Source organism: Actinacidiphila sp. bgisy167, assembly GCF_965342175.1.
In the GTDB taxonomy this organism is placed as follows: Bacteria; Actinomycetota; Actinomycetes; order Streptomycetales; family Streptomycetaceae; genus Actinacidiphila.
In genome coordinates, this window is record NZ_CBDRBL010000002.1 from 77,040 (window position 1) to 103,827 (window position 26,788).

Annotated in this window: 25 protein-coding genes; 19 read left to right on the top strand and 6 right to left on the bottom strand. The window is 72.7% G+C overall.

Annotated elements, in window-relative coordinates:
• Window positions 1-61 precede the first annotated feature (61 nt).
• Window positions 62-661, top strand: a complete 600-nt coding sequence (locus tag ACRWND_RS01395; protein WP_431944929.1) for an SMI1/KNR4 family protein — start codon at window positions 62-64, stop codon at window positions 659-661.
• 356 nt (window positions 662-1,017) lie between these two features.
• On the opposite strand, the gene ACRWND_RS01400 is transcribed toward ACRWND_RS01395, so the two are convergent.
• From ACRWND_RS01400 to ACRWND_RS01415, 4 genes are read right to left on the bottom strand one after another with little or no spacing between them, the layout of a single operon-like run.
• Window positions 1,018-2,376 (bottom strand): GH1 family beta-glucosidase, encoded by a 1,359-nt coding sequence (locus ACRWND_RS01400; protein WP_431944931.1) that lies wholly within the window; start codon window positions 2,374-2,376, stop codon window positions 1,018-1,020.
• A 37-nt stretch (window positions 2,377-2,413) separates the two neighbouring features.
• Window positions 2,414-3,274: a carbohydrate ABC transporter permease gene (locus tag ACRWND_RS01405; RefSeq protein WP_431944933.1), complete on the bottom strand. Its 861-nt coding sequence runs from the start codon at window positions 3,272-3,274 to the stop codon at window positions 2,414-2,416.
• Window positions 3,267-4,277: a carbohydrate ABC transporter permease gene (locus tag ACRWND_RS01410; protein WP_431944935.1), complete on the bottom strand. Its 1,011-nt coding sequence runs from the start codon at window positions 4,275-4,277 to the stop codon at window positions 3,267-3,269. The genes ACRWND_RS01405 and ACRWND_RS01410 overlap by 8 nt, the downstream gene beginning before the upstream one ends.
• Before the next feature lie 14 nt (window positions 4,278-4,291).
• Window positions 4,292-5,608: an ABC transporter substrate-binding protein gene (locus ACRWND_RS01415; protein ID WP_431944937.1), complete on the bottom strand. Its 1,317-nt coding sequence runs from the start codon at window positions 5,606-5,608 to the stop codon at window positions 4,292-4,294.
• A gap of 139 nt (window positions 5,609-5,747) precedes the next feature.
• Here ACRWND_RS01415 and ACRWND_RS01420 point away from each other — a divergent pair, with 139 nt between their 5' ends.
• Both ACRWND_RS01420 and ACRWND_RS01425 read left to right on the top strand, forming a co-directional pair.
• Window positions 5,748-7,019 (top strand): ROK family protein, encoded by a 1,272-nt coding sequence (locus ACRWND_RS01420; RefSeq protein WP_431944939.1) that lies wholly within the window; start codon window positions 5,748-5,750, stop codon window positions 7,017-7,019.
• Between the two features lie 34 nt (window positions 7,020-7,053).
• The gene (locus tag ACRWND_RS01425; protein WP_431944941.1) at window positions 7,054-7,869 is read left to right on the top strand and encodes an AIM24 family protein; all 816 of its coding nucleotides are present in this window, start codon (window positions 7,054-7,056) and stop codon (window positions 7,867-7,869) included.
• A gap of 204 nt (window positions 7,870-8,073) precedes the next feature.
• Here the strand turns inward: ACRWND_RS01425 and ACRWND_RS01430 are convergent, their stop codons facing one another.
• A complete protein-coding gene (locus ACRWND_RS01430; RefSeq protein ID WP_431944943.1) occupies window positions 8,074-8,676 on the bottom strand; it encodes a TetR/AcrR family transcriptional regulator in 603 nt (200 codons plus the stop codon).
• Window positions 8,677-8,900: 224 nt separating this feature from the next.
• On the opposite strand from ACRWND_RS01430, the gene ACRWND_RS01435 reads away from it, so the two are divergent.
• From ACRWND_RS01435 to ACRWND_RS01450, 4 genes are all read left to right on the top strand, one after another.
• Window positions 8,901-9,383 (top strand): peroxiredoxin, encoded by a 483-nt coding sequence (locus tag ACRWND_RS01435; RefSeq protein WP_431944945.1) that lies wholly within the window; start codon window positions 8,901-8,903, stop codon window positions 9,381-9,383.
• A 247-nt stretch (window positions 9,384-9,630) separates the two neighbouring features.
• Entirely contained in the window at window positions 9,631-10,659 is a 1,029-nt protein-coding gene (gene tdh / locus ACRWND_RS01440; protein WP_431944947.1) for an L-threonine 3-dehydrogenase, read from the top strand.
• A gap of 63 nt (window positions 10,660-10,722) precedes the next feature.
• Window positions 10,723-11,916, top strand: a complete 1,194-nt coding sequence (locus tag ACRWND_RS01445; protein ID WP_431944949.1) for a glycine C-acetyltransferase — start codon at window positions 10,723-10,725, stop codon at window positions 11,914-11,916.
• Window positions 11,917-11,920: 4 nt separating this feature from the next.
• Entirely contained in the window at window positions 11,921-12,853 is a 933-nt protein-coding gene (locus tag ACRWND_RS01450; RefSeq protein WP_431944951.1) for a LysR family transcriptional regulator, read from the top strand.
• Between the two features lie 45 nt (window positions 12,854-12,898).
• Here ACRWND_RS01450 and ACRWND_RS01455 read toward each other — a convergent pair whose 3' ends face one another.
• Window positions 12,899-13,720 (bottom strand): HAD hydrolase family protein, encoded by an 822-nt coding sequence (locus ACRWND_RS01455; RefSeq protein WP_431944953.1) that lies wholly within the window; start codon window positions 13,718-13,720, stop codon window positions 12,899-12,901.
• 441 nt (window positions 13,721-14,161) lie between these two features.
• Here ACRWND_RS01455 and ACRWND_RS01460 point away from each other — a divergent pair, with 441 nt between their 5' ends.
• The 12 genes from ACRWND_RS01460 to ACRWND_RS01515 all read left to right on the top strand — a co-directional run bounded on the left by ACRWND_RS01460 (window position 14,162) and on the right by ACRWND_RS01515 (window position 26,784).
• Entirely contained in the window at window positions 14,162-15,454 is a 1,293-nt protein-coding gene (locus tag ACRWND_RS01460) for an ABC transporter substrate-binding protein (RefSeq protein WP_431944954.1), read from the top strand.
• A 2-nt stretch (window positions 15,455-15,456) separates the two neighbouring features.
• Window positions 15,457-16,353: a carbohydrate ABC transporter permease gene (locus tag ACRWND_RS01465; protein WP_431945081.1), complete on the top strand. Its 897-nt coding sequence runs from the start codon at window positions 15,457-15,459 to the stop codon at window positions 16,351-16,353.
• Complete coding sequence (locus ACRWND_RS01470; protein ID WP_431944956.1) at window positions 16,353-17,273, top strand: carbohydrate ABC transporter permease; 921 nt, start codon at window positions 16,353-16,355, stop codon at window positions 17,271-17,273. The genes ACRWND_RS01465 and ACRWND_RS01470 overlap by 1 nt, the downstream gene beginning before the upstream one ends.
• A complete protein-coding gene (locus ACRWND_RS01475) occupies window positions 17,270-19,381 on the top strand; it encodes an alpha-galactosidase (protein WP_431944958.1) in 2,112 nt (703 codons plus the stop codon). The genes ACRWND_RS01470 and ACRWND_RS01475 overlap by 4 nt, the downstream gene beginning before the upstream one ends.
• A gap of 55 nt (window positions 19,382-19,436) precedes the next feature.
• Window positions 19,437-20,195, top strand: a complete 759-nt coding sequence (locus ACRWND_RS01480) for an SDR family NAD(P)-dependent oxidoreductase (RefSeq protein WP_431944960.1) — start codon at window positions 19,437-19,439, stop codon at window positions 20,193-20,195.
• Between the two features lie 49 nt (window positions 20,196-20,244).
• On the top strand, window positions 20,245-21,006 hold the full coding sequence (locus ACRWND_RS01485) for a FadR/GntR family transcriptional regulator (protein WP_431944962.1): 762 nt from the start codon (window positions 20,245-20,247) through the stop codon (window positions 21,004-21,006).
• Window positions 21,003-22,148 (top strand): galactonate dehydratase, encoded by a 1,146-nt coding sequence (gene dgoD / locus ACRWND_RS01490; RefSeq protein WP_431944964.1) that lies wholly within the window; start codon window positions 21,003-21,005, stop codon window positions 22,146-22,148. Before ACRWND_RS01485 ends, dgoD begins: the two co-directional genes overlap by 4 nt.
• Window positions 22,142-22,939 (top strand): hypothetical protein, encoded by a 798-nt coding sequence (locus ACRWND_RS01495; protein ID WP_431944966.1) that lies wholly within the window; start codon window positions 22,142-22,144, stop codon window positions 22,937-22,939. The genes dgoD and ACRWND_RS01495 overlap by 7 nt, the downstream gene beginning before the upstream one ends.
• A gap of 27 nt (window positions 22,940-22,966) precedes the next feature.
• A complete protein-coding gene (locus ACRWND_RS01500) occupies window positions 22,967-23,602 on the top strand; it encodes a bifunctional 4-hydroxy-2-oxoglutarate aldolase/2-dehydro-3-deoxy-phosphogluconate aldolase (protein ID WP_431944968.1) in 636 nt (211 codons plus the stop codon).
• Window positions 23,599-24,489: an SMP-30/gluconolactonase/LRE family protein gene (locus ACRWND_RS01505; RefSeq protein ID WP_431944970.1), complete on the top strand. Its 891-nt coding sequence runs from the start codon at window positions 23,599-23,601 to the stop codon at window positions 24,487-24,489. Before ACRWND_RS01500 ends, ACRWND_RS01505 begins: the two co-directional genes overlap by 4 nt.
• Window positions 24,490-24,498: 9 nt before the next feature.
• Entirely contained in the window at window positions 24,499-25,476 is a 978-nt protein-coding gene (locus ACRWND_RS01510; RefSeq protein WP_431944972.1) for a sugar kinase, read from the top strand.
• A gap of 81 nt (window positions 25,477-25,557) precedes the next feature.
• Entirely contained in the window at window positions 25,558-26,784 is a 1,227-nt protein-coding gene (locus ACRWND_RS01515; protein WP_431944974.1) for a cytochrome P450 family protein, read from the top strand.
• The last annotated feature ends 4 nt before the right edge of the window (window positions 26,785-26,788 follow it).

Here is a 26,788-nt window from a genome sequence, read left to right on the forward strand (position 1 = left end):
CGGCTCCAAAGGGTGCGGCCCAAGGCGGGGGACCGTGCCACGACACACCGTCGAGGAACTCATGACTGACTACCTGGCTGCCGTGCTGGAGATGCTCGGCCCGGCCCAGAACGGCTTCGCGGACCCAGCTGCCTGGGACCGTCTCCACGCAGAGCTCGGCATAGAACTACCGCCCGACTACAGGGCACTCGTGGACGCGTTCGCCCCCATCCAGATCAACGGGCACCTGTACCTCCACCACCCCGCGACCGAACGGTGGAACCTGGGCGAACACATGCGCAGCACGATCAAGGCGTGGTCCGAGGTGCCGTGGGACGACCTCCATCTCGACCCGGACAAGGACCCCCGCCAGCTCTTCGGACTCGACGAGCTGAGCTTTGGCACCCCCAACGGGCTGTGGCCGATCGCGGGCACCGACAGAGGCGAGACCATCTTCCTGATCGCTGCCTCCGAGGCTCCGAGGCTCCTGGTGAGCTATCACGAAACCTGGGCAGAGCACCGCATTCTTTTCGTGGAATGGCTCTACCGCTATCTTGTCGGCGAGGACATGAGCGGGCCCAACAGTGCAGCCTTCTACCCTGGCCCCGTGAAGTTGCAGCGCCTTCCGATGTCCGCCGGCGAACGCACCGAACCTTGGTACGGCCCAGACCGCGGCATGTGAGAGGTCGCCACTTCCATTACAGCAGCCACCTGATGAGAGCACCTTCTCAGCGTGGCGCCGGCCGTCCAGTACCGGGCAGCCACCTGTACCTGGTTCGCCGGATCCGGCTGTCGAGCGGGCGGGTATGAGGCGCGACAACCCGGTTCACCCCAGGGCAAGCCCGCTCTGGGCAGGTAGCACTCCAGCCAAGCGGGTGTGAGAGCCCGTCGGCACGCGGCCCGGCAGCGGCCCGCTCCGGCTGCGCCCCGGACCAGCGGACAAACGTCGTCTCGACGCGAGGTGGCCAGCCCTCACGGCGTGCGGAGCACCGTTGGGTGCAGGCACGCCGAGAGGTCGAAGCCGCCGCCGAGGTGGCGTCAGGCCGCGCTGCGGCCGCGGCGCCGGTGGGCGGCGATGATGTCGGCGTAGCGGCGGCCGCTGCCCTTCACGGTCCGGCGCTGGGTCGCGTAGTCGACGTGGACGAGGCCGAAGCGCTTGGCGTAGCCGTACGCCCATTCGAAGTTGTCCAGCAGCGACCAGGCGAAGTAGCCGGCGAGCGGGGCGCCTGCGCGCACGGCGCGCGCGCAGGCCGCCAGGTGCTCCTCCAGGTAGGCGGTGCGCTCCGGGTCGTGGACCTGCCCGTCGGGGCCGACACGGTCCTCGTACGCCGAGCCGTTCTCGGTGACGTAGATCGTGCGGGCGCCGTACTCCTCGGTCAGCCGCAGCAGCAGCCGCTCCAGGCCGTCGGCGTGCACCTCCCAGTCCATCGCGGTGCGGCGGACGTCCGGGAGACGCACGGCACGGGTGCGGGGGACCGGCCCCGAGGGGTCGTCGGCGACGACGTCCCGGAAGTAGTAGTTGAGGCCCAGCCAGTCCAGCGGCGCGGCGATGGTCTCCATGTCGCCCGCCTGGACGGGCAGGTCGACCCCGTACAGCTCCAGCATGTCCTCGGGGTAGCCGCGGCCGTGGATCGGGTCCAGCCACCAGCGGTTGGTGTGCCCGTCGGCGCGCAGCGCCGCCGCGACGTCCTCGGGCCGGTCGGAGGCCGGCTCGCAGGGGCTGAGGTTGTTGACGATGCCGACCTGGGCGTTCGGGACAGCGGCGCGCAGCGCCTGAACCGCCAGGCCGTGGCCCAGGTGCAGGTGGTACGAGGCGCGGACGGCGGCCGTCAGGTCGGTGAGGCCGGGGGCCATCTCGCCCTGCAGGTGGCCGATCCAGGCGGAGCACAGCGGCTCGTTGAGCGTGGCCCAGTGGGTGACCCGGTCCCCGAGCCGCTCGGCCACAACGGCGGCGTAGTCGGCGAAGCGCAGCGCGGTCTCGCGCTCCGGCCAGCCGCCGCGGTCCTGCTGCGCCTGCGGCAGGTCCCAGTGGTAGAGGGTGGGGAAGGGGGTGATGCCCGCCTCCAGCAGGGCGTCGACCAGGCGGTCGTAGAAGGCCAGGCCAGCGGGGTTGACGGTGCCGCCGCCCTGCGGCACCACGCGCGGCCAGGCGATCGAGAAGCGGTACGCGTCCAGGCCGAGCCGGCTCATCAGGCCGATGTCCTCCGGCACGCGGTGGTAGTGGTCGCAGGCGATGTCACCGGTGTCGCCGTTCGCGACCTTGCCCGGAGTGCGGGAGAAGGTGTCCCAGATGGAGGGCGCTCGGCCGTCCTCGGCCACGGCTCCTTCGATCTGGTACGAGGCCGTCGCGGCGCCCCACACGAACTGGTCGGGGAGGGCGCTGAGGTCGAGGGTCACGGACTGCCTTTCGTTCGGGGGTGCTGAGGGTGGGGGCTCACTTGACGGCGCCGGCGGTCAGCCCGGCGACGAGGTAGCGCTGCAGGAGCAGGAACCCGGCGACGACGGGCACGCTGACCACGAGCGAGGCGGCCATGACCTGGTTCCAGTACACGTCGGTCTGCGTGGCGTAGCCCTGCAGGCCGACGGCGAGCGTGCGGCTGGTGTCGTTGGTCATGACGGAGGCGAACAGCACCTCGCCCCAGGCCGTCATGAAGGCGTACACGCAGACCGCGACGATGCCGGGCACGGCGGCCGGGACGACGACCCGGAACAGCGCTCCCAGCGGCCCGCAGCCGTCGACCATGGCGGCCTCGTCCAGGTCGCGGGGGATCGAGTCGAAGTAGCCCGCCAGCATCCAGACGGAGAAGGGGAGCGAGAAGGTGAGGTAGGTCAGGATCAGGCCGCCGCGGCTGCCGTACAGGGCGATGCCCGTCGCGTTGCCGAGGTTGACGAAGATCAGGAAGAGCGGCAGCAGGAAGAGGATGCCGGGGAACATCTGGGTGGACAGGATCGTCACCGAGAAGAAGCGGCGGCCCTTGAAGTCGTAGCGGCTGACCGCGTACGCCGCGAAGACCGCCACGGCGACCGAGCAGATCGTCGCCCCGCCCGCCACGACCAGCGAGTTCACGAAGTAGCGGGCGAGCGGCACGGTGTGCCAGATGTCGGCGTACGGGCGCAGGGTGAAACCGCTGGGGAACCAGCGGAACGGGCCCTGCACGTCCTGCAGCGGCTTCAGCGACGAGACGACCATGACGAACACCGGCGCCAGCGCGAAGGCCGTCAGCACGGCCAGAACGATCCGCCGGGTCCACACGAAGGAGCGCGGCGCGGCCATGGGGCTGCGGACCTCAGGCATCCTTCCTCCTCAGGGAGGTGGCGAGCAGGTAGAGCACCGTCACGACGAGCAGGAAGAGCAGCAGGAGCACGGACATCGCCGAGCCGGAGCCGAAGTTCCAGGTCACGAAGGACGACTGGTAGATGTGGATCGAGATCAGGTCCGCGGCGTCCGGCGCCGCCCGGCCGAACAGCACATAGGGCGTGTTGAAGTCGTTGAACGTCCACAGGAACAGCACCAGCACCAGGACCTGGTTGACCGGGCGCAGCGACGGCAGGGTGATCCGGCGGATCTGCTGCCAGATCCCGGCGCCGTCCATCGCCGCCGCCTCGTACAGCTCGCGGGGGATGTTCTGCAGGCCGGCCATCAGGCACAGGAACGCGAACGGCCACTGCCGCCACACCGACACCGTCACCAGCGCGAAGAAGCTGTTGTCGCCGATCAGCCAGAAGGGCCGGCCGTCGGTGAGGTGCAGCTGGTCGTGGATCACGTGGTTGATCATGCCGGTGTCCCGCTGGAACATGAACGACCAGGTGATCACCGCCGCGTAGACGGGCAGCGCGTACGGCACGAGGAAGACCGCGCGCAGCAGACCGCGACCGCGGAAGCGGTCCTGCATCAGGATCGCGGCGGCGGTTCCGAAGAGCCAGGACAGCCCGACCGCCAGCACCGTGAACTCGCAGGTGACGAGGAAGGACCCCAGCAGGTCCGCGCCGACGGGTGCGTTGAAGTCCACCGCCACGCGGTAGTTGTCGAGGCCCTTCCAGGGGGCGGACGACCAGTCGCTGATGAAGAACTGGGTGAGCTCCTTGAAGCTCATCACCACGCCGACGACCATCGGCACCAGGTGGATGAGCAGTTCCAGCGCGAGGGCGGGCAGTAGCAGGACGTACGGGAGCGACGCGCGCCGCAGCCGCGCCGGCGGGCGCAGCCGCGACAGCGGGGTCCTTCCCCCGGCGGCCTCGCGGCCGCCGGGGGAAGGCGCCTTGGAGTTGTGCCGCACGGGCGGCACGGTGGCGGTCATCGGTTCCTTCGTCCTCACGACGCCGGCATCTGCTGCTGGGCCTTTTCGAGGGCGGCCTTGACGCTCTCGGTGGTGACCGGGCGGCCGGCGGCGGCGTCGGCGAACAGGTCCTTCATCGCCGTGCCGACGGTGGTCTCGAACTGGCTCTCGTTGGCCACCTGCGGCAGCGGCGCCGCGCTGCCCGCGAGCGCGTCCGCGAGGACCTTCAGGTCAGGGGTGGCGAAGGCCGGGTCGGACTGGGCGGCCTTGACCGGCGGGAGCGAGCCGTAGGCGCCGTTGAGGATCTTCTGCTCGTCGTCGCTGGTCATGAACTTCACGAACTTCAGCGCGCCGTCGAGGTTGTCGGTCTTCTTGAAGACAGCCAGGTTGATGCCCGCGACCATCGAGTTCACCGCGGTGTCGCCGGTGGCGCCCGCGCTCTGGAACGGCACCTGGGCGACGCCGTAGTCCTCGGGCTTCATGCCGTGGGACTTCAGGGAGGAGCCGGCGGCCTGCCACAGCAGCATGGCGGCCTTGCCGGTGGCGAAGTCGGCGACGGACTGGTTGGCGGCGTACTCGGCGTTGCCAGGGGCGGCGATCTTGTCCTTGGCGATGAAGTCGATGTACTGCTTGACCGCGGCGACGGCCTCCGGGGTGGTGAAGGTCGGCTTGCCGGAGGCGTCGAAGAAGTCGGCGCCGTGCTGCTTGCCGAAGACGAAGGCGTGGTGGGCGTTCTCGGAGAGGTTGCCGCCCTCGACGGCGAGGCCGTACTTCCCGCCCTTGGTGAGCTTCTTGCCGTCGGCGACGAGCTCGTCCCACGTGGTGGGCGGGTTGGCGATGCCCGCGTCGGCGAACATCTTCTTGTTGTAGTAGAGGCCGTAGGCGAGGGAGTACAGCGGCACCGCGGCCGGGTCCTTGCCCTCGGCGCCCGTCGCGCCCAGAGCGGAGGGGACGAAGCGGTCCTTTCCGCCGATGGCTTCGAACGCCTTGGCGTCGAAGGGGTGCAGGGCGCCGGTGGCCTGCAGGGAGGCGGACCAGGTGTTGCCGATGTTGAGCACGTCGGGGCCCTGGCCGGAGGTGGCGGCGGCGAGGATCCGGTTGAGCAGGTCGGACCACGGGATGACCTCGAGCTTGACCTTGATCCCGGTCTGCTGCTCGAACTTCTTGAGTTCGGGCGTCAGGGTCTGCTTGTCGGCTTCGAGGCTGGCGCCCTGGTTGCTGGCCCAGTAAGTGAGCTCTTTGGGGCTGCCGTTGCCGCTGCCGTCGGTCGAGGAGCCGCCGCCGCACGCGGTGGCGGAGGCGATGAGCGCGGCCGCGAGCGCCGCGGCGGCCGTGGTGCGGGTGATGTGCATGACCGGGGGTCCCTCTCCAGGGTGGGTGCCTTAGGGGAATGAAGTACGTCACGCCTTAATTCAAGGCGTGATTTAACGTCTGAGGAAACATGGCGTCAAGACTTGGCGCAGCGATAGATTCAGCCGGGGAGGGAGCACCATGGCAGACCGAGGCAAGCGGACCGTACGCGACCTGCGGCGGGGCAACCGCTCGGCGCTCTTGCGGCACCTGTATTTCGAAGGACCGCTCAGCCGTCAGGAGTTGGCGAGGGACACCGGACTGAGCACAGGCTCCATCAGCAACGTCGTGGCCGAGCTCATCGCCGACGGCGTCGTCGAGGAGGCCGGCTCGGTCGAGTCCGACGGCGGCCGCCCCCGCGTCATGCTCAAGGTCGCACCGCGCCAGGGCTTCCTCATCGGCGTCGACGTCGGCGAGACCCGCGTCCGCGTCACCCTCTTCGACCTCGCCCTCACCGAACTGTCCTCCACCGACCGCCCGCTGGCCGACAGCGGCCACGACGTCGCCCTGGTCGTCCAGCTCATCCTCGACGGCCTGTCCGTCGTCCTGCAGGACACCCGCGTCGACCCCGCCCTCGTGCTCGGCGTCGGCATCGGCGTGCCCGGCATCGTCGAGCAGGGCGCCGGCGGCGCCGGGGCGGTCGTGCACGGCCAGACCATCGGCTGGGAAGCCGTCCCCCTCGGCGCGCTGCTCGCCGAGGGCACCGCGCTGCCGCTCCACATCGACAACGGCGCCAAGACCCTCGGCCAGGCCGAGATGTGGTTCGGCGCCGGACGCGGCGCCCGCAACGCGGTGATCGCGCTGCTCGGCTCCGGGGTCGGGGCCTGCGTGGTCGCCGACGGCACGCCGTACCGCGGGGCCAGCAGCAGCGCGGGGGAGTGGGGCCACACCACCCTGCAGGTCGGCGGACGGCGCTGCCGCTGCGGCGCCCGCGGCTGCCTGGAGGCCTATGTGGGCGCCGAAGCGCTGATCGAACGCTGGAACGCGCCCGCCGGGCTCAGCGAGGAGGCCGCGATCGCCGCCCTCCTGAACGCGGCCGAGGCCGGGGACGCCGCCGCCGTCGCGCTGCTCGACGAGACCGCCGAGTACCTCGGCGCCGGCATCGCCGACCTCGTCAACCTCTTCAACCCCGAGCGCATCGTGCTGTCCGGCTGGACGGGCCTGATGATCGGCCCGCGCCTGCTCGGCGCCGTCCGGGAGGCCACCGCCGCGTACGCCCTGCACCACCCCTGCGCCCAGACCTCCATCGAGCTGGGGCGGCTCGGGACGGACGCGGTCACCGTCGGCGCCGCCACCCTGCCGCTCGCCCGCTTCCTCGACGCCGGCGGCCGGCCCGCCGCCTCCGCCGCCCGCCCGCGGGAACAGGCGGAACCGAATCGTCCGGGTCGTTCGTTGTCCGGTACATCCGTGTGAACGAGAGCACGCCGAGAACGACCGGAGTACCGCAGTGACCCTCAAGCAGCAGATCGTGGGCAACGCCATGCAGATGGCCGTCTGCACCCTTCAGCCGGGCCAGACCGTCTACTGCGAGGCGGGGAAGTTCCTGTTCAAGACCGCGAACGTGAGCATGGACACCCGGCTGGCGGGCCCCGGCGCCCAGCGCCGCGCCGAGGGCGGCGGTGCGGGCGGCGGCATGGGCGGCATGCTGCGCCAGGCGATGGGCACGGCCATGCAGGTCGGCCAGCGGGTGCTGGCGGGCGAGAGCATCGCCTTCCAGTACTTCACCGCGAGCGGCGGTGAGGGCACCGTCGGCTTCGCGGGTGTCCTGCCCGGGGAGATGCGCACCCTCGAACTGGACGGGTCACGCGCCTGGTACGCGGAGAAGGACGCCTTCGTGGCGGCGGAGTCGACCGTCGACTTCGGCATCGCCTTCCAGGGCGGCCGCAGCGGCATGAGCGGCGGCGAGGGCTTCATCCTGGAGAAGTTCACCGGCCGCGGCACGGTGATCATCGCCGGTGCGGGCAACTTCATCGACCTCAACCCGGCCGACTTCGGCGGCCGCATCGAGGTCGACACCGGCTGCATCGTCGCCTTCGAGGACGGCGTGCGTTACGGGGTGCAGCGCATCGGCGGCCTCAACCGGCAGGGGATCATGAACGCCGTCTTCGGCGGCGAGGGGCTGTCGCTGGCGACCCTGGAGGGCGACGGGCGCGTCATCCTGCAGTCCATGACCATCGAGGGCCTGGCCAACGCGCTGAAGAAGGCCCAGGGCGGCGACAAGCAGGGCCCCACCGGCGGGCTGTTCTCCACCCACGCGGGCTGATCCCCGCCCCGGCCGCCCCGGTGCGGCAGCGCGGCGTGCGCACTCGCGCGCCGGGGCGTGTGCCGGAACCGCGGTGTGAGGTCCACGCGGCCGGCCGCTACCAGAGGGCGGGCCGTCCTCGTCGAAGTAGCGGCCGTTCGTCGCGCCCGCACTCGCCGCCCAGCCCGGTCGGCATGGCCAACGGTGGATCTCACGCGGCCGGCGTCACACCACCCCGGCGCGCTCCAGGACGTGCCGGACCGCCCGCGCCAGGGAGGCGCGCACCGCATCCGCGTCGCCGAGCGCGGCGGCCATCACGGCGCCGTCGCGCAGCATCATCAGGTCCGCCGCGTCCTCGGCGGGCTCGGGGTCGCCCGCCTCCGCGAGCAGCCGGGCGACCAGTTCGCGCAGCCAGTCACGATGGGCGACGATCGCGCGCGAGACGGGGTCCGACAGGTCCGGGTACTCCGCGGCCGCGTTGAGGAAGGGGCAGCCGCGGAAGCCCGGCGCGCACAGCTGGTCGCCGAGCGCCCCGGCCACCGCCAGCACCGCCTCCCGCGGGTCCAGGCCTTCGAGCGCGGCCGAGGTGAAGGCGCGGATCTGCTCGTCGGTGGCCTGGATGTAGCTCAGGACGAGCTGCTCCTTGCCCAGGAAGTGCCGGTAGAGAGTGGCCCTGGTGGTGGACGCCTCCGTGACGATCCGGTCCATTCCCACGGCGTGGATGCCCTCGCTGTAGAACAACCGGGCCGCGGTGGCCAGGATGCGGTCGCGCGGCGGTGCGCCGGCTGCGGCGTGCGTGGCCAGAGGGACGGCGGCAGGGGCACTCATGTCCTTGACGGTAGCGGAACGCACCACGTACCGTCTCGCCAAGAACGAACGTTCTGCATCGCGCGACCGCGCCGCGTCCCCCGCGCGGGGACGCCGGACAGCCGGAGCCCGGGCCCGAGCTGGAGCCCGCGCCGGAGCCCGAGGGTCCGGAATTCCGGGTTCTCCGGCGCACCGAGCCCCGGACGGCGCGGCCGCCGCGCCCGCCCCCTGTGAGGAGACCTGCCATGCCCGTGCCCGAGATCGGCACGCCCGCCCCCGACTTCGCCCTTCCGGGAGTCCTGCTCGACGGAACGACCGCCGAGCGCGGCCGGTACTCCCTGTCCGCGCAGCGCGGCGCGCCCGTCGTGCTCGCCTTCTACCCCGGCGACGACTCGGCCGTGTGCACCAAGCAGCTCTGCTCCTACACCTCCGACCTGGACCGCTTCCGCGACCTCGGGGCGACGGTGTGGGGTGTCAACTTCAGCGACCTCGACAGCCACGAGCAGTTCGCCCGCAAGCGTGACCTGCGCTTCCCGCTGCTCGCCGACACCGAGCGCACCGTGGCCAGGGCCTACGGCATCACCATGCCGGGCCTCGGACTGAAGCGCTCGGTCTTCATCGTGGACGCGGAGGGCATCGTGCGCTGGAAGCACGTCGCCCGCCTCGGCCTGACCTTCCAGGACACCGGCACGATCACCGCGCAGCTGGCCGCGCTGGCCCCGCGCTGAGCCGTGCCGCCGCCGGGCGGCAGCCGCCCGTGTCGCCCTTCCGGCCGAGCGTGAAGCTGCGCTGTTGCCGAGCTTAAGAAAAGATCGATGGACTGAACGCTCGAAGCCGGGCAGATTGTCGTCTGCCCGGCACATCGCGCGAGCCGGCGCCGACGGGCGCCGCCGCTCCCGCCCGGGCTCCCCCGCGCCCGGTCCGCGTCCCCCCGCGCGGGCCGGGCCACAACGTCTGCCGGCAGGAGTCGCAAGAGTGAAGGCACTGGTGAAGGAGAAGGCCGAGCCCGGCCTGTGGCTGCGGGACGTCCCGGAGCCGGAGATCGGTCCCGGGGACGTCCTCATCAAGGTGCTGCGGACCGGGATCTGCGGCACCGACCTGCACATCCGTGCCTGGGACGGCTGGGCCCAGCAGGCCGTGGCCACGCCGCTCGTGCTCGGCCACGAGTTCGTCGGCGAGGTGGCGGCCGTCGGCTCCGACGTCGCCGAGATCAAGACCGGCGACCTCGTCAGCGGCGAGGGCCACCTCGTCTGCGGCAAGTGCCGCAACTGCCTGGCCGGCCGCCGCCACCTGTGCCGCAACACGATCGGCCTGGGAGTCGGCCGCGACGGCGCCTTCGCCGAGTACGTCGCGCTGCCCGCGTCCAACGTGTGGGTGCACCGGGTCCCCGTCGACCTCGACATCGCGGCGATCTTCGACCCGTTCGGCAACGCCGTCCACACCGCTCTGTCCTTCCCGCTGGTCGGCGAGGACGTGCTGATCACCGGGGCCGGGCCGATCGGCATCATGGCCGCCGCCGTCGCCAAGCACGCCGGCGCGCGCAACGTCGTCATCACCGACGTCAGCGAGTACCGCCTGCAGCTGGCCCGCAAGGTCGGCGTCAGCCTCGCCCTGAACGTCGCCGAGACCACCATCGCCGAGGGGCAGCGCGAGCTCGGCCTGCGCGAGGGCTTCGACATCGGCCTGGAGATGTCCGGCCGCCCCGAGGCCATGCGCGACATGATCGCCAACATGACGAACGGCGGCCGCATCGCGATGCTCGGCCTGCCCGCGGAGGACTTCTCCGTGGACTTCGCCAAGATCGTCACGTCGATGATCACCATCAAGGGCATCTACGGCCGTGAGATGTTCGAGACCTGGTACGCCATGTCCGTGCTGCTGGAGGGCGGCCTCGACATCGCCCCGGTGGTCACCGGCCGCTACTCCTACCGCGACTTCGACGCCGCCTTCGACGACGCCGCGAGCGGCCGGTGCGGCAAGATCGTCCTGGACTGGACCTCCTGACCCCTCCCGGCCCCGAGGGCACGGCCCCACCGCACCACCCGCAGCTTCCCAGGGAGACTCCCGATGTTCGACTCCGTCCGCGACGACCTGCGCGGCACCCTCGACGAGATCCGCGAGGCCGGGCTCTTCAAGCCCGAGCGCGTGATCGGCAGCCCGCAGAACGCCTCCGTCTCGGTCACCGGCGGCGGCGTCCCCGGCGACGTCCTCAACTTCTGCGCCAACAACTACCTCGGCCTCGCCGACCACCCCGAGGTCACCGCCGCCGCCAAGGAGGCCCTGGACCGCTGGGGTTACGGCATGGCCTCCGTTCGCTTCATCTGCGGCACCCAGGAGGTCCACAAGGAGCTCGAGGCGCGCCTTTCCGCCTTCCTCGGCACCGAGGACACGATCCTCTACAGCTCCTGCTTCGACGCCAACGGCGGCGTCTTCGAGACCCTCCTCGACGCGAACGACGCCGTCATCTCCGACGCGCTCAACCACGCCAGCATCATCGACGGCATCCGGCTGTCCAAGGCCCGCCGCCTGCGCTACGCCAACCGGGACATGGCCGAGCTGGAGGCGCGCCTGAAGGAGGCGTCCGACGCCCGCCGCCGCCTGATCGTCACCGACGGCGTCTTCTCGATGGACGGCTACATCGCGCCGCTGGACGAGATCTGCGACCTCGCCGACCGCTACGACGCCATGGTCATGGTCGACGACTCCCACGCGGTGGGCTTCACCGGCCCGGGCGGCCGCGGCACCCACGCCCTGCACGGGGTGATGGACCGCGTCGACATCATCACCGGCACCCTCGGCAAGGCCCTCGGCGGGGCCTCCGGCGGCTATGTCGCGGCCCGCGCGGAGATCGTCGCGCTGCTGCGCCAGCGCTCGCGCCCGTACCTGTTCTCCAACTCCCTCGCGCCGGTCATCGCCGCCGCCTCCCTGAAGGTCCTCGACCTGATCGAGGACTCCGAGGAGCTGCGCACCCGCCTCGCGGAGAACACCGCGCTCTTCCGCTCCCGTATGACCGAGGCCGGATTCGAGATCCTGCCCGGCGAGCACCCCATCGCCCCGGTCATGATCGGTGACGCCGCCAAGGCGGGCCGTATGGCGGAGCTGCTGCTGGAGCGCGGCGTCTACGTCATCGGCTTCTCCTACCCCGTCGTGCCGCACGGCCAGGCCCGCATCCGGGTCCAGCTGTCGGCCGCGCACTCCACCGCGGACGTAGAGAAGGCGGTGGACGCGTTCATCGCCGCGCGCGAGGCCCTGGCAGGATGAATGGGTGATTGACGCACGACGGCTGCGGACCCTGAGGGCCGTGGCGGACCACCGAACGGTGACCGCCGCGGCCGCGGCCCTGTACCTGACCCCCTCCGCGGTCTCCCAGCAGCTCGCGGCCCTGGAGCACGAGACCGGCCACCGGCTGCTGGAGCGCGGCGGCCGCGGCGTCCAGCTCACCCCCGCCGGCGAGATCCTGCTCACCCACGCCAACACCGTCCTCGCCCAGCTCGAACGCGCCGAGGCCGAGCTGGCCGCCTACACCTCCGGCGCGGCCGGAGAGGTGACGGTGGCCTCCTTCGCCACCGGCATCGCGCTGGTGCTCGCCCCCGCCATCGCCGCGCTCGGCGGCACCGCCCCGGGCATCCGCGTGCGGGTGCGCGACGCCGAGGGCGACGAGTCGCTGCCCATGGTGCTCGACGGCCGCGCCGGGATCGCCGTCGCCGTCGAGTACCGGGGCGCCCCCCGCGCCGACGACCAGCGGCTCTCCCGCGTCCCCCTGTACGCCGAGCCCTTCGACGCCGTCCTCCCGTCGGGGCACCGCCTCGCCGACGCCGGGACGGGCTCCGTTCGCGTCGCCGACCTCGCCGGCGAGACCTGGATCGGCCCCTACCCCGGCAACCCCTGCCACGACGTGGTGGTCCTGGCGTGCGAGTACGCCGGGTTCCAGCCCCGTCTCGAGCACTCCTCCGACGACTTCCGCGCGGTCGTCGCCCTCGCGGCGGCGGGCGCGGGCGTGGCTCTCGTCCCGCGCAGCGCGCTGCGCGACATGGATCTGTCCGACGTCGCCGTCCGGCCCGTCGACGACGTCGTCGCCACCCGCCGGGTCTTCGCCGCGGTCCGCCGCGGCGCCGAGGACCACCCGCTGCTGCGCCCCGTGCTCGACGCGCTGCGCGAGGCGGCGCAGGGCGCGGGCGGCACGGACGGAATCGGCTGACCCAGTCCGGACGGTGTGAACTCCCGGGAATCGCCCTTCGGTGTGTCAGCGCTCCCGCGCTCCTGCTCCGAAGAGCCGCTCCAGGACGCGGGCCACGCCGTCGTCCTCGTTGGAGGCCGTGCGGTGGGGGACCGCCGCGAGCGCGGCCGGGTGGGCGTTGGCGACGGCGCACGCGGTGCCCGCCCAGGTCAGAACGGGCAGGTCGTTTGGCATGTCGCCGAAGGCGACGACCCGCTCGGCGGGGATGCCGCGGTCCGCGCACAGGGCCGCGAGGGCGGCCGCCTTGGTGACGCCGAGGGCGCTGACCTCCAGCAGGCCGCGGCCGCCGGAATGGGTGAACTGGGCCCGGCCACGGGCGGCCTGTTCCGCGACGGCGAGCAGCGCGTCCGCGTCGAGCGCGGGCGACCAGGCGAGCAGCTTCACCACGGGGCCCGGGGCCGTCCACAGTTCGGCGAGCGAGCGCACGGGGAGTTCGGCGTCCGCGTCCTCGGGCAGGTGGTGCCCGTACCCCGGTGCCCAGCGCAGATGGTGGCCCGTCTCCACGGCGAACCCGACGCCGGGTGCCGCGTCCCGCAGCGCGGCGGCGACCATTCGTGCGACGGAGGCGGCGAGCGGGGTAGACCCCGTGACGGTGCGTCCGGCGATGTCGTACACGATCGCGCCGTTGGAGCACACCGCGGTCCCGGTGAGGCCGGTGGCGGCCGCGAGCGCGTCGAGGTAGCGGGGCGGCCGGGCGGTCACGAGGACGACCTCGGCGCCGGCGCCGGACGTGGTGCGCAGGGCGTCCAGCGTGCGGGTGGAGAGCGTGCCGTCGTCGCGCAGCAGCGTGCCGTCGAGATCGGTGGCGACCAGGCGGGGGCGGGGCATCGCGGCATCCTAGGGGTCCGCGGAAGGCGGCGCGGCTCGGGGCGGCGCGTGCCCGGCAGGTCACCGGCAGATCCCGTTTTTAAGTTAATTAGCAATTAATATTGACAGGCTTCCGGGGTCCGGCCACAGTTTCCGCCGTGGCACCGGCGCCCGGCGCGACGTCGCGGCGTCACGGTGCGGCACCTGCTCCACCCCCGTTCCTCCGCCGCTGTGTCCGCCGTCGGGCCTGTCTCGGCCGTGTCGGCTTGCTGCGGTGCGCGTCGGCCCGTGCCGGCGGGGGCGCCTGAAGGGCCTTGCGGGGCCCGCGACGCCCCACAGAAATAAATTACTAATTAATCTTGACGGGACGCTGACCCCTGCGACAGGCTGTGCCTGCCGCACCAAGAGCCGGGCCGTCAGGGGGCCTCAGCTCCGTTCCGTGGGCACTAAGGGAGTGCACAGATGACCGCCTTCAACGCCAGTCGCCGCCGGTTCCTCGCCGTCTCCGGCGCCGTCGGCACCGGCGCGCTGCTCAGCAGCTGCGTCACCCAGAGCCCGTCCGCCTCCGGAGGAAAGTCCGGCGGCCCGGTGACCCTGCAGTCCAACCTCTCCTCCCCGCAGGCGAAGAGCTCGATGCAGCAGCTCGTGGCCGCCTTCAACAAGCGCGGCGGCGCCGAGGCGAAGCTCAACACCGTCGCGTCGGAGACCTTCCGCACCCAGCTGCCGACGTACCTCACCTCGGCCAACCCGCCGGACATCTACACCTGGTACCCGGGCTCCGTCGCCGAGTCGTACGCCAAGAAGGACTTGCTCCTCGACCTGGACGACATCTGGGCCAAGCCCGAGCTGTCCGGCTACACCGACGCCCTGAAGAAGCTGTCCACCTCCGCCTCCAGCGGCAAGAAGGTCTTCGTGCCCACCAGTTACTACTGGTGGGGCATGTTCTACCGGAAGTCCCACTTCGCCAAGTGGGGCGTGCAGGAGCCGAAGAACTGGGACGAGTTCCTCGATCTGTGCGACAAGCTCAAGAGCAAGGGCGTCGCCCCGATCGGCCTCGGCGCCGGCGGCGACACCCCGTGGGTCGCCTCCGCGTGGTTCGACTACCTCAACATCCGCGTCAACGGAGCCACTTACCACCGCGAACTGCTGGCGGGCAAGCACCGCTTCGACGACCCCGAGGTCCGCAAGGTCTTCGACACGTGGGACCAGGCCCGCCCGTTCTTCGACCCGAACGGCACGGCGATACCGTTCCAGGACGCCACCACCGCCCTGCTGCAGGGCCGCACCGGCATGATGCTCATCGGCACCTTCTTCGCCGACGCCGCGCCGAAGGACGCCCTGGGCGACCTGGACTTCTTCCAGTTCCCCATCATCGACCCCAAGGTTCCGGTCGCCGAGGAGGCGCCCACCGACGGCTACTTCGCCAGCGCCCGCAGCAAGCGCGCCGACGGCGTCAAGGAGCTGCTGAGCTACCTGGCCACCGCCGAGGCGCAGGAGCTCTACCTCAAGAACTCCTCCGGCACCGCGCTGCCCACCCACCCGGACGCCAAGGACGCCGGCACCCCGCTGGTGGTCAAGGGCCGCAAGCTCATCGAGAGCGCCTCCGATGTGACGCAGTTCTTCAACCGCGACTCCAGCGACGCCCTCCAGCCGACCGCCGACACCGCGCTGGTGCACTACCTGGCCAAGCCCAAGGAGATCGGCTCCATCCTCACCACGTGGCAGCGCGGCGCGCAGAAGATCTGGAGCCAGTGACGATGGCGCTGCTCGGCTCAACACGTCGGTCCAGGGCCACCCGGGTGCCCCCGGTGGTCCTGGCCTTCGTCCTCGTCCCGCTGCTCGCCGAGGCCTTCTGGGTCTTCTGGCCGGCCCTCCAGGGCTTCTACCTCTCCCTGACCTCCTGGGACGGCCTGGCCGCCCCTAAGTTCGTGGGCCTGGGCAACTTCAGCGAGATGCTGCACGACCCGGTCTTCCGCACCGCCGCGGTCAACACGGTGCTGTGGCTGCTGCTCTTCGGCGGGCTCTCCGCCGCCCTGGGCCTCGGCGCCGCGCTGCTGCTCCAGCAGGAGCGGCGCGGCGTCGGGTTCTACCGGGCGGCGCTCTTCCTGCCGGTGGTCTTCTCACTGGTCGCCACCGCGCTGGTGTGGCAGGCCATGTACCAGCCGGACGGCCTGATCAACAATGTGCTCGACGGCATCGGCCTCGGCGGCTGGAAGCACGCCTGGCTCGCCGACCAGGACACCGCCTTCTACGCGGTGATCGTGCCCGCGCTGTGGCGCCAGGTCGGCTACGTGATGGTGCTGTACCTGGCCGGGCTGAAGGGCATCGACCCCGCCCTGTACGAGGCGGTCAAGGTCGACGGGGCCACGCGCCTGCAGCAGTTCCGGCACATCACGCTGCCGCAGCTGCGCAGCGTCAACGCGGTCGTCCTGTCGGTGATCATCATCGACTCGCTGCGCTCGTTCGACGTGGTGTGGGCGCTCACCCGCGGCGGCCCGTACCACTCCTCCGAACTGCTGAGCACCTACATGTACTCCACCGCGTTCCAGTCCCTGCGGCTGGGCTACGGCTCCGCGCTCGCCGTCGTCATCTTCGTGCTGGCCTTCGGTGTCATCGCGAGCTACCTCGTGCGCGCCTTCCGGGAGGCCGACTGATGACCGCCACCCATGCCACCGCGCGCCTCGAGGACCCGGCCGGCGGCGACGGCGCCGCCGAGGCCCCGGCCACGGCGCCGCGCCGGCCCGTGCCGAGCGGCCGCGCCCTGCGCACCGCCGGCTTCCACGTCACCGGGATCGCGCTGTCCGCGCTGTGGCTGCTGCCGATCGTCCTTGTCCTGGTCACCAGCACCCGCACCTTCGACGACATCGCGGCGCACGGCGTCGGCAGCTGGCCGCACTCCTTCACCCTCGACGGCTTCCGCCAGGCGTGGGTGGACGGCGGCCAGCAGCGCGCCCTCATCAACAGCCTGCTGGTCACGATCCCCACCGTGCTGCTGTCGCTGGGCCTGGCCTCCATGGCAGCCTTCGCGCTCAGCCGCTACGACCTGCCGTTGCGGCGCGTCCTGCTGCTGCTGATGCTCGGCGGCAATCTGCTGCCCCCGCAGATCCTGCTGATCCCGGTCTCCAAGCTCAGCGAAGTGCTCGGCATCTACGACCAGTTGTACGCCCTGATCGGGGTGCAGGTGGGATTCGGCGTCGGCTTCTACGTCTTCGTGCTGCACGGCTTCATGCGGGCCATCCCCGGTGAGATCCAGCAGGCCGCCGTCATCGACGGCGCGGGCCCCTGGCAGATCTACTGGCGGATCATCCTGCCGCTGGCCCGACCGGCGCTGGCCGCGCTGAGCGCCCTGTCGTTCACGTGGATCTTCAACGACCTGCTGTGGGCCATCACGGTGCTGCGCACCGACACCCAGATGCCCATCACCGCGTCCCTGATCGGACTGCAGGGCCAGTACGTGTCCATGTGGAACGTCATCGCGGCCGGCTCGGTGATCGCCGCCGCCCCGACGGTGGCCGTCTTCCTCCGCTTCCAGCGCCACTTCGTGGCAGGACTCAACCTCGGAGCCGTCAAGTGACCGCGCACGACCGGTGGCTGCTGCGCACCGACACCACCACCTACGCCGTCGTCCTCGGCGGCGACGGCCACTGGGCCGAGCTCGCCGCCTGGGGGCCGCACGGCGCCGAGGACGGCCCGTCGCCGCTGGACTGGTCGCGCCGCACCCACTTCATCACCCCCGCCGACGCCGCCCCGGCCGAGTACATCCCCTACGGGCTGAGGCCGTTCACCGGCGCCGACCTGGTCGCCTCCCGCCCCGGCGGGGACCGCGGCAGCTGGTGGCGGTTCGACGGCGCCACTCCGGACGGCGACCGGGCGCTGCGCCTGGACTTCGCCGACGACCTCCTCGGGCTGCGCACCTCGCTGCACTACGAGACGGTGCCCGGCACCGACGTCGTTCTGCGGTGGACGGAGCTGACCTGCACCGGCGAGGAGGAGGTGCGGCTGGAGCGCTTCGACTCCGCGGCCGTCAACGTGCCCGTCCAGGGTGGCGCGCGGCTGAGCTACCTGGCGGGCCAGTGGTCCCAGGAGTTCCAGCTGAAGGACGTGACGCTGGAGCGCGGGCGCTTCGAGATGGAGAGCACCCAGGGCTCCGCCGGGCACGCGTACCACCCGTGGCTCGCGATCCAGGACGCCGCATCCCCCGCCGAGGGCGCCACCCCCACCTACGGCATCGCCCTGGAGTGGTCGGGCAACTGGCGGATCACCGCCGACGCCGAGCCCGGCGGCGCGGTGCGCGTCCGCGCCGGCCGGGTGCCGCACGAGGGCGCCGTCCGCCTCGCCCCCGGCGCCACCCTCGTCACGCCCCGGCTGGCCTGCGCCTTCAGCCCCGACGGCCTCGACGGCCTGGCCCGTGTCTGGCACCGCTATGAGCGGCGCCTGACAGGCGGGCGCATGGACCGGCCGCGCAAGGTGCTCTACAACTCCTGGGAGGCCACCGGCTTCGACGTCGACGCCGCCGGCCAGCTCGAACTCGCCAAGGTCGCCGCCGAGCTCGGCGCCGAACTCTTCGTCGTCGACGACGGCTGGTTCACCGGACGGCCCGACGACACCGGGGGCCTTGGCGACTGGGACCCGGACCCGGCCGAGTTCCCCGGCGGATTCGACCGGTTCGTCGAGGACGTCCGGGCGCTGGGCCTGGACTTCGGCCTCTGGGTCGAGCCCGAGGGCATCAGCCCCCGCTCGAAGCTGTACGCCGAGCACCCCGAGTGGGTGTACCGGATCGACGGCCGCCCCGCCACGCTGGTGCGCAACCAGCTGCTGCTCGACCTCGGCCGTGAGGACGTCCAGGAATTCGTCATCGGCACCCTGGACCGGCTGCTCGGCTCCCACGCCATCAGCTACCTCAAGTGGGACATGAACCGCCCGCCCACCGAGCGCGGACGCCCCGGCCACCCGGCCGGCCCCGACCCCGAGCGCCAGGACCTCGACGCCGCGCACGTCGCCGGCTACCTGCGCGTCCTGGACCACCTGCGCACCGCCCACCCGAACGTCACCGTCGAGGGCTGCGCCGGCGGCGGCGGCCGCGTCGAGCACGCCACCATCGCCCGCACCGACGTGGTCTGGCCCAGCGACAACACCGCGCCCATGGACCGGCTGCGCATCCAGTACGGCTACCTGCACGCGCACGCACCGCACACCATGAGCTCCTGGGTGACCGACGCCCCTGGCGTCTTCGACCCGCGGCCCCGCTCCCTCGCCTTCCGCTTCGTCAACTCCATGGCCGGCGTGCTCGGCATCGGCGCCGACATCCGCCACTGGACGCCCGAGCAGCGGGCCGAGGCCGCGCGATGGATCGCCCGCTACAAGGAGATCCGCGACATCGTCCACCACGGCGAGGTCCACCTGCTGGGCAGGCCCGTCGACCCGACCTGCGGCATCCAGTACGAGGAACCGGGCGGCGACCGGCTGGTGGTGACGGCCTGGAACACCGGCCCCCTCGACGGCGCGCCGCTGGTGCCCGGCCGCGCCGCCCGGCTGCGCCTGCGCGGGCTGCGACCGGACGCCGTCTACGCCGACGCGGCCACCGGCACCCGCTACAGCGGCGCGTACCTGCTCCACTCGGGGCTGCCGTACGCCTGGACCGCCGGGCACGACGCGGACCTGACCGTCCTGGTACGGCAGTGACGACAGCGGAAGAATCTGCATCCACCTGACCCCCGAACAGGAGAAGAACCACCCCATGAACCCAGCGGCCCGCTTCACCAACCGCGTCGCCGTCGTCACCGGCGCCGCGTCGGGCATCGGCGCGGCGACTGCGGCCCGCCTCGCCGAGGAGGGCGCGGCCGTCGTCCTCGTTGACGTCGCCGCCGACCGGGGCGAGGAGACCGCCGAACGGCTGCGGGAGGCCGGGGCCAGGGCCCGGTTCGTCGCCGCCGACGTCGCGGACGAGGCCGACTGGCAGCGGGTGGTCACCGCGGCCCAGGACTTCGGGCCGGTGGGCGTGCTCGTCAGCAACGCGTACACGGTGGCCGTGGCGCCCGCCCACGAGACCAGCCTCGCGTCCTGGGAACGGCAGCTGTCGGTCAACCTCACCGGCGCCTTCCTGGGGGTGAAGGCGACGCTGCCCGACCTGCGCGAGCAGCAGGGGGCCGTGGTGCTCGTCTCCTCGGTCCACGCGCACCGGGGTGTCCCCGGCCACCCGGCGTACGCGGCCAGCAAGGGCGCCCTGCTGTCGCTGTGCGGTCAACTCGCCGTCGAGTACGGTCCGGACGTCCGCGTGAACGCGGTGCTGCCCGGGCCGATCCTGACCGCCGCCTGGGACCGGGTCCCGCAGGCCGACCGTGAGTCGAGCGTCGCCGAGACGGCGGCCCGCCGTTTCGGCGCCCCTGAGGAAGTCGCCGCCGCCGTCGCCTTCCTCGCCGCCGACGAAGCCTCCTACATCACAGGATCGAGCCTGCTCGTGGACGGCGGCTGGAGCGTCACCAAGGCCTCGGCCTGACGGAAACGCACGCCCCGGCCACCGACGGAACAGCAAGAAAGGCAAACACATGACGCCATACGCGCGCCGCGGAGTGCACGGCCAGACCGTGGAGACACTCGCCCGCCGGGTGCTCAGCGGCGAGATCCCCGAGGGAGCGACGCTCGACATGGCGGCCCTGCAGAGCGAGCTGGACGTCAGCCTGACGGCTCTGCGGGAATCACTGAAGGTGCTCGCCGCCAAGGGCATGGTCGACGCCCGGCAGAAGCGCGGCACCTTCGTCCGGCCCCGCTCGGACTGGAACCTGCTCGACGCCGACGTGCTGCGCTGGCAGTTCTCCGAGAGCAGCGACACCGGCGCCGATCCGGCGCTGCTGCGCAACCTCGGCGAGGTCCGCGGCATCGTCGAGCCGGCCGCCGCGCGGCTGGCCGCAGCCCGCCGCACCGACGCCGACATGCAGGCGCTGGAGGAGGCACTGACAGCGATGGGCGAGAAGATCGGCGCCAGCCACGCCGTCGAGGCCGACCTCGCCTTCCACCGGGCGCTGCTCGCGGCCACCCACAACGAACTGCTGGAGCGCATGGAGGTGGTCATCGAGTCGGGCCTGGCCCAGCGCGACCAGCTGGTGCACAGCGCCCCGCACAGCGAGGACCCGGTGCCGAGCCACCGCGCGGTCCTCGACGCCGTGCGCGACCGGGACCCGGACGCCGCGGAACACGCCATGCGCGCCCTGCTCGACCAGGCGACGCGCGACCTCGACAAGGTCAACGGCCCGCAGGCGCCCGAGGGCGCGGACGGCTCCACCGAACAGAAGGACGGCCAGGCACAGTGAAGATCGCGCGCGTCGAGACCTTCCTCGTCCCGCCCCGCTGGCTGTTCTGCCGCATCGAGACCGACGACGGCGTCGTCGGCTGGGGCGAGCCGGTGGTGGAGGGCCGGGCCGAGGTGGTGCGGACCGCCGTGGAGGTGCTCGCCGAACACCTCGTCGGCCAGGACCCCCTGCGCATCCAGGACCACTGGCAGGTGCTCAGCAAGGGCGGATTCTACCGGGGCGGTCCCGTGCTCTCCAGCGCCGTGGCCGGCATCGACCAGGCCCTGTGGGACATCGCGGGCAAGGTCCTCGGAGCACCCGTGCACACCCTGCTCGGCGGCCCCGTCCGCGACTCGGTCCGGGTGTACGCCTGGGTCGGCGGCGACGAGCCGGACCGGCTTAAGGAGGAGATCACCGCCCAGGTGGAGGCGGGCTTCACGGCCGTCAAGATGAACGCCGCGGGGCGCACCCCGGCGCTCGGCAGCCCCGCGGAGACGGCCGCCGTCGTCGAACGCGTCACGGTCGCCCGCGAGGCCCTCGGCCCTCACCGGGACGTCGCCGTCGACTTCCACGGGCGCTTCACCGCGGCCAACGCGCGGCGTGTGCTGCACGAGATAGCCGCGCTGCACCCGCTGTTCGTCGAGGAACCCGTCCTGCCCGACCAGGCGCACCTGCTGGCGGGCCTGGTCGCGGCCTCGCCCGTGCCGCTCGCCACCGGGGAACGGCTCTACGGGCGGGCCGAATTCCTCCCCGCGCTCACGGCGGGCATCGCCGTGGCCCAGCCCGACCTGTCGCACGCAGGCGGGATCTCCGAGGTCACCCGGATCGCCTCACTCGCCGAGACCTTCGGCGCGCACCTGGCGCCGCACTGCCCGCTCGGACCGATCGCGCTCGCCGCGAGCCTGCAGGTGGCCTTCGCCACGCCGAACTTCCTGATCCAGGAGCAGAGTCGGGGCATCCACTACAACAAGGACGCCGACCTGCTGTCCTACGTGGTCGACACCGAGCCGTTCCGCTTCGTCGACGGCCAGGCGCACCGCACCGCGCAGCCCGGACTCGGCGTCGAGGTCGACGAGGACGCGGTCCGTGCCGCGGACCGCTCCGGCCATGCCTGGCGCAACCCGGTGTGGCGCCACGCCGACGGCTCCTTCGCCGAATGGTGACCGGCGAGCGGCTCCCCGTCCGCGTGGTCACCGACCCGGATCACGGCGGCCGCTGGACGTCGCTGACCGCGGGCGGACGCGAATGGCTGTGGCACCGCGACGAGCCCCGGCGCGCCCTCGTCCGGCCCGGTGACCCCTTCGCCGACGCCGGCGGCCTGGAGGAGTGCGTCCCCACCGTGCGCGGGCTGCCCGACCACGGCGACGCCTGGTCGCGGACCTGGCGCGGGGAGGCGGACGCGGAGGTCGTGGACTGCCCCGACTTCCGGCTGGTCCGGCGCCTGAGCACGCACGGCGGGGCTGCCGTCGCCGACTACACGCTCACCGCCGAGCCCGGCTACCGCTTCGTGTGGGCCGGCCACGCCCTGCTGGACCTCTCCCCCGACGCGTGGATCGCCATCGACGCGGGCGCGGAGACCCGGCTGTACCCCGACGAGGGCGCGACCTGGGTCACCGGCGCCTGGCCGCGCGTCGAGGGCGTCCCCCTCGACCGGCTCGGCCCGGACGACCAGACGGCCGTCGGGGCGATCGTCCTGACCCCGCGGGTGACCGTGCACGACGGTCCCGACGCGCTGCACCTGGCCGTCGAGGCCGGCGGCCGGCCCGTCGCGGTCGCGCTCTGGCGCAACCTCGGCGGCTTCCCCCACGACGCGCCCTACCGGTCGATCGGCGTCGAGCCGATGCTCGGCCGCGTCTTCGACCGCACCGGGGCCGGCGACGGCGACACGGTCGTCGTCCCGCCCTCCGGCGAGGTCGCCTGGCGGCTCACGATCACCGCGACCCGCCGCCCCTGAACCACCCATCACCAGAAGGGATGTCGGATGGATCTGCTCGCCGCGCTGCGCGCCCGCCGACTGCTCGCCATCGTCCGCGGCAGCGACCCGGACGCCGCACTGGCCACCGTGCTCGCCCTCGCCGAGGAGGGGATCACCCTCGTCGAGGTGTCCCTCAGCGGACGTGACGCGCTCGACGTCATCGCCAAGGCGCGCGCCGCGCTCGGCCCGGACGCGCCCCTGGGGGCCGGCACCGTGCTCAGCGCCGACGACGCACGGGCCGCCCACGAGGCCGGCGCCGCCTTCCTCGTCACCCCCGCGGTCAGCGACGGCATCGCCGCCGGGCGGGAACTCGGGCTCCCCGTGCTGGCGGGAGTGATGACGCCCACCGACATCCTCCAGGCGCTGCGGCTCGGCGCCGACGCCCTCAAGCTCTTCCCCGCGGGCAGCGCCGGCGGCCCCGGCTACCTTCGGGACCTGCGCGGTCCCTTCCCCGACCTGCCCTTCGTGCCGGTCGGAGGCGTGGACGCGCAGGCCGCGGAGGTCTACCTGCGGGGTGGCGCCGTCGCCGTCGGCGTCGGGTCGCCCCTGATCGGCGACGCCGCGGACGGCGGCAGTGTCGCCGCCCTGCGCGACCGGGCCCGCGCCTTCCTGGACGTCGTCCGGGCGGAGGACCGCGCATGACCGCCACCGTGCCCCCGGCGGTCCTGGGAACCGACCGCCTCGAACTCGGCGAGGGCATCCGCTGGACGGACGGCCGCGCGGTGCTCACCGACATCCTCAGCGGTCGGCTGCTGGCAGCCGCGGACGGCCCCGCCGAGTCGCACCGGCTCATCGCGCACCTGCCGTGCCCCCTGGGTGCGGTGGCGCCGGTCGAGGGGCGCCCCGGCCACTGGGTCGCGGCCGCGGGCACCGGCATCTGCCGCATAGGCCCCGCGGGCAGGACCGAGTGGATCGCCCGCCCCGAGGACGGCGCCGCGGTGCCGACGCGGATGAACGACGGGGTCGCCGACCCGCACGGCCGCTTCTGGGCGGGCAGCATGGCCTACGACACCACCGAGGACGCCGGCTCGCTCTACCGGCTGGACCGCGACGGCCGCGTCACCCGTGTGCTGACCGGCATCACGATCCCCAACGGCCCGGCCTTCACCGCCGACGGCACCGTCATGTACCTCGCGGACAGCGCGCGGGGCGTCATCCGGCGCTACCCGATCGACCCCGCGAGCGGCGACCCCGGCGCCCCCGAGACCTTCGCCACCGTCACCGACGGCAGCCCCGACGGCATGACCACCGACAGCGAGGGCGGCCTGTGGACCGCCGTCTGGGGCACCGGACGCGTCCACCGCTACCTGCCGGACGGCAGCCTCGACCGGATCGTCGAGCTGCCCGCCGGACAGCCGGCCGGACTCTGCCTCGGCGGCGCCGACGGGCGCACCCTCCTCGTCACCAGCGCGCACATCGGCCTGGCCGCCCCCGGACCGCTCGACGGCGCCGTCTTCGCCGTCCGGGTCGACGTGCCCGGAGCGCCGGCCGCCCCGTACCGCCCGGCGGACCCCGCCGACACCCCCTAGGAAGCCACGATGAGCACCCCCCGGCCGCTGCGCCACGGACCCGTGGTCTGCGTCGGCGAGACCATGGCCGCCCTCGCGCCCACCCCGCTCGGGCCGCTGGACGACGCGGATCTGCTGCGCGTCGACATCGCGGGCGCCGAGTCCAACGTCGCGCTGTTCCTCGCCGACCACGGCATCCCCGCCCGCTGGGTCTCCGCGGTCGGCGACGACCCCTTCGGCCGGCGCGTCCGCGCGCGGATCGCCGCGGGCGGCGTCGACGTCACCGGGGTGCGCACCGACCCCGCGCGGCCCACCGGGCTCCTGCTGAAGGACCCCGGTGAGGACGGCACCCGCGTCCACTACCACCGCGCGGGGTCCGCGGCCTCCGCCCTCACCGCGGACGTGCTCGACGACCCGGCCCTGACCGGGGCCGCGCTCGTCCACCTCAGCGGCATCACGCCCGCCCTGTCGCCCGGCTGCCACGCCCTCGTCGAACAAGCGCTGCGCCCCGACCGCCCCTGGCCCGTCAGCTTCGACGTCAACCACCGCCCCGCGCTGTGGACCGGCCGCTCCGCCGCCGACGTCCTGCGACCGCTCGCCGACCGCGCCGACATCGTCCTCGTGGGCCTCGACGAGGCCCAGGCACTGTGGGGCGAGCGGATCACCGACGCCCGCTCGGTCCGTGAGCTGCTGCCCGGCCCCGGCGTCCTGGTCGTCAAGGACGGCTCCCGGGCCGCGACGGCCTTCACCGGGAACGACGCCCACAGCGTGCCCGCGCTCACCGTCCGCGTGGTCGAACCGGTCGGCGCCGGGGACGCCTTCGCCGCGGGCTTCCTCAGCGGCCTGCTGCGCTCCCTTCCCGTGGAGCGCGCCCTGCGGCTGGGCCACCTGACCGCCGCCTCGGCACTGCGCGTGGCCGCCGACCACGGGCCGCTCCCCGAGCCCGCCGTCCTCGCCTCGCTGCTCGAGGCGGACGACGAGACCTGGCGTGCCGCCACGATCGGCTGAACCGCTGCGGGCGAGACCTCCCGGGGCATCTCGTCCCGCAGGGGGATGTGCCGGGACGGGCCCCCGGCTACCGTGCGGGCCATGGAAACGGTCGATCTCACGGAATACGGCAAGGAGTTCACCGCCGATCCCTATCCCGTCTACGCCAGACTCCGCGAGCAGGGGCCCGTGCACCATGTGCGCACCGCCGACACAGGGGAGCTGTGGCTGATCGTCGGCCACGAGCAGGCGCGGGCCGTGCTCGCCGACAACCGGTTCGCCAAGGACGCCCGAGCGCTCGGCCTGGTCACCTATGACGAGGAACTCCTCGGCCGCCACATGCTCGTCACCGACCCCCCGGAGCACACCCGTCTGCGCAGGCTGGTGGCCCGGGAGTTCACCGGCCGCCGGGTCGAGGAGCTGGCACCGCGCGTGGAGGCGATCACCGCGGGCCTGCTCGACGCGATGCTGGCCCGCCCGGACGGCGCGGCCGACCTCGTCGAGGCCCTCGCCTACCCGCTGCCCATCACGGTCATCTGCGAGTTGCTCGGTGTGCCCTACCTGGATCGGGCCGCCTTCCGCGCCTGGTCGAACGAGGTCGTCGCACCGACCGGCGCCGACGCCGAGCGCAAGGCTTTCGAGGAACTCGCCGTCTACCTCCACGAGCTGATCGAGGACAAGCGCCGCGCGCCCGGCGACGACCTGATGAGCGCCCTCATCCGCACCACGACCGAGGACGGCGACCGGCTCTCGCGCACCGAACTGAGCGGGATGGCCTTCCTGCTGCTGATCGCCGGACACGAGACCACGGTCAACCTGATCTCGGGCGGCGTCCGGGCACTGCTCTCCCACCCGGAGCAACTGGCGCTCCTGCGAGCCGACATGAGCCTCATCGACGGCGCCGTGGAGGAGATGCTCCGCTACGACGGCCCGGTCGAGACCGCCACCTTCCGCTTCACGACGGAGCCGGTCGAGATCGCGGGCACCGTCATCCCGGCCCACGCCCCCGTCCTCGTCGCCCTGGCCTCCGCGTCGCGCGACCCGGGCCGCTTCAGCGAGCCGGACCGCTTCGACATCCGCCGGGACACCCGCGGCCACCTGGCCTTCGGGCACGGCCTGCACTACTGCCTCGGCGCGCCGCTGGCCCGGCTCGAAGGCCGCATCGCCGTCCGCGCTCTGCTGGAGCGCTGCCCCGACCTCGCTCTCGACGCCGATCCGGCGGGGCTGGACTGGCTCCCCGGAATGCTGATCCGCGGTGTGCGCCGGCTCCCCGTACGCTTCACACCCGCCGGGCGCGGCGCGCCGGGAGTCTCATCCTCCGTTCCGTGAGGTC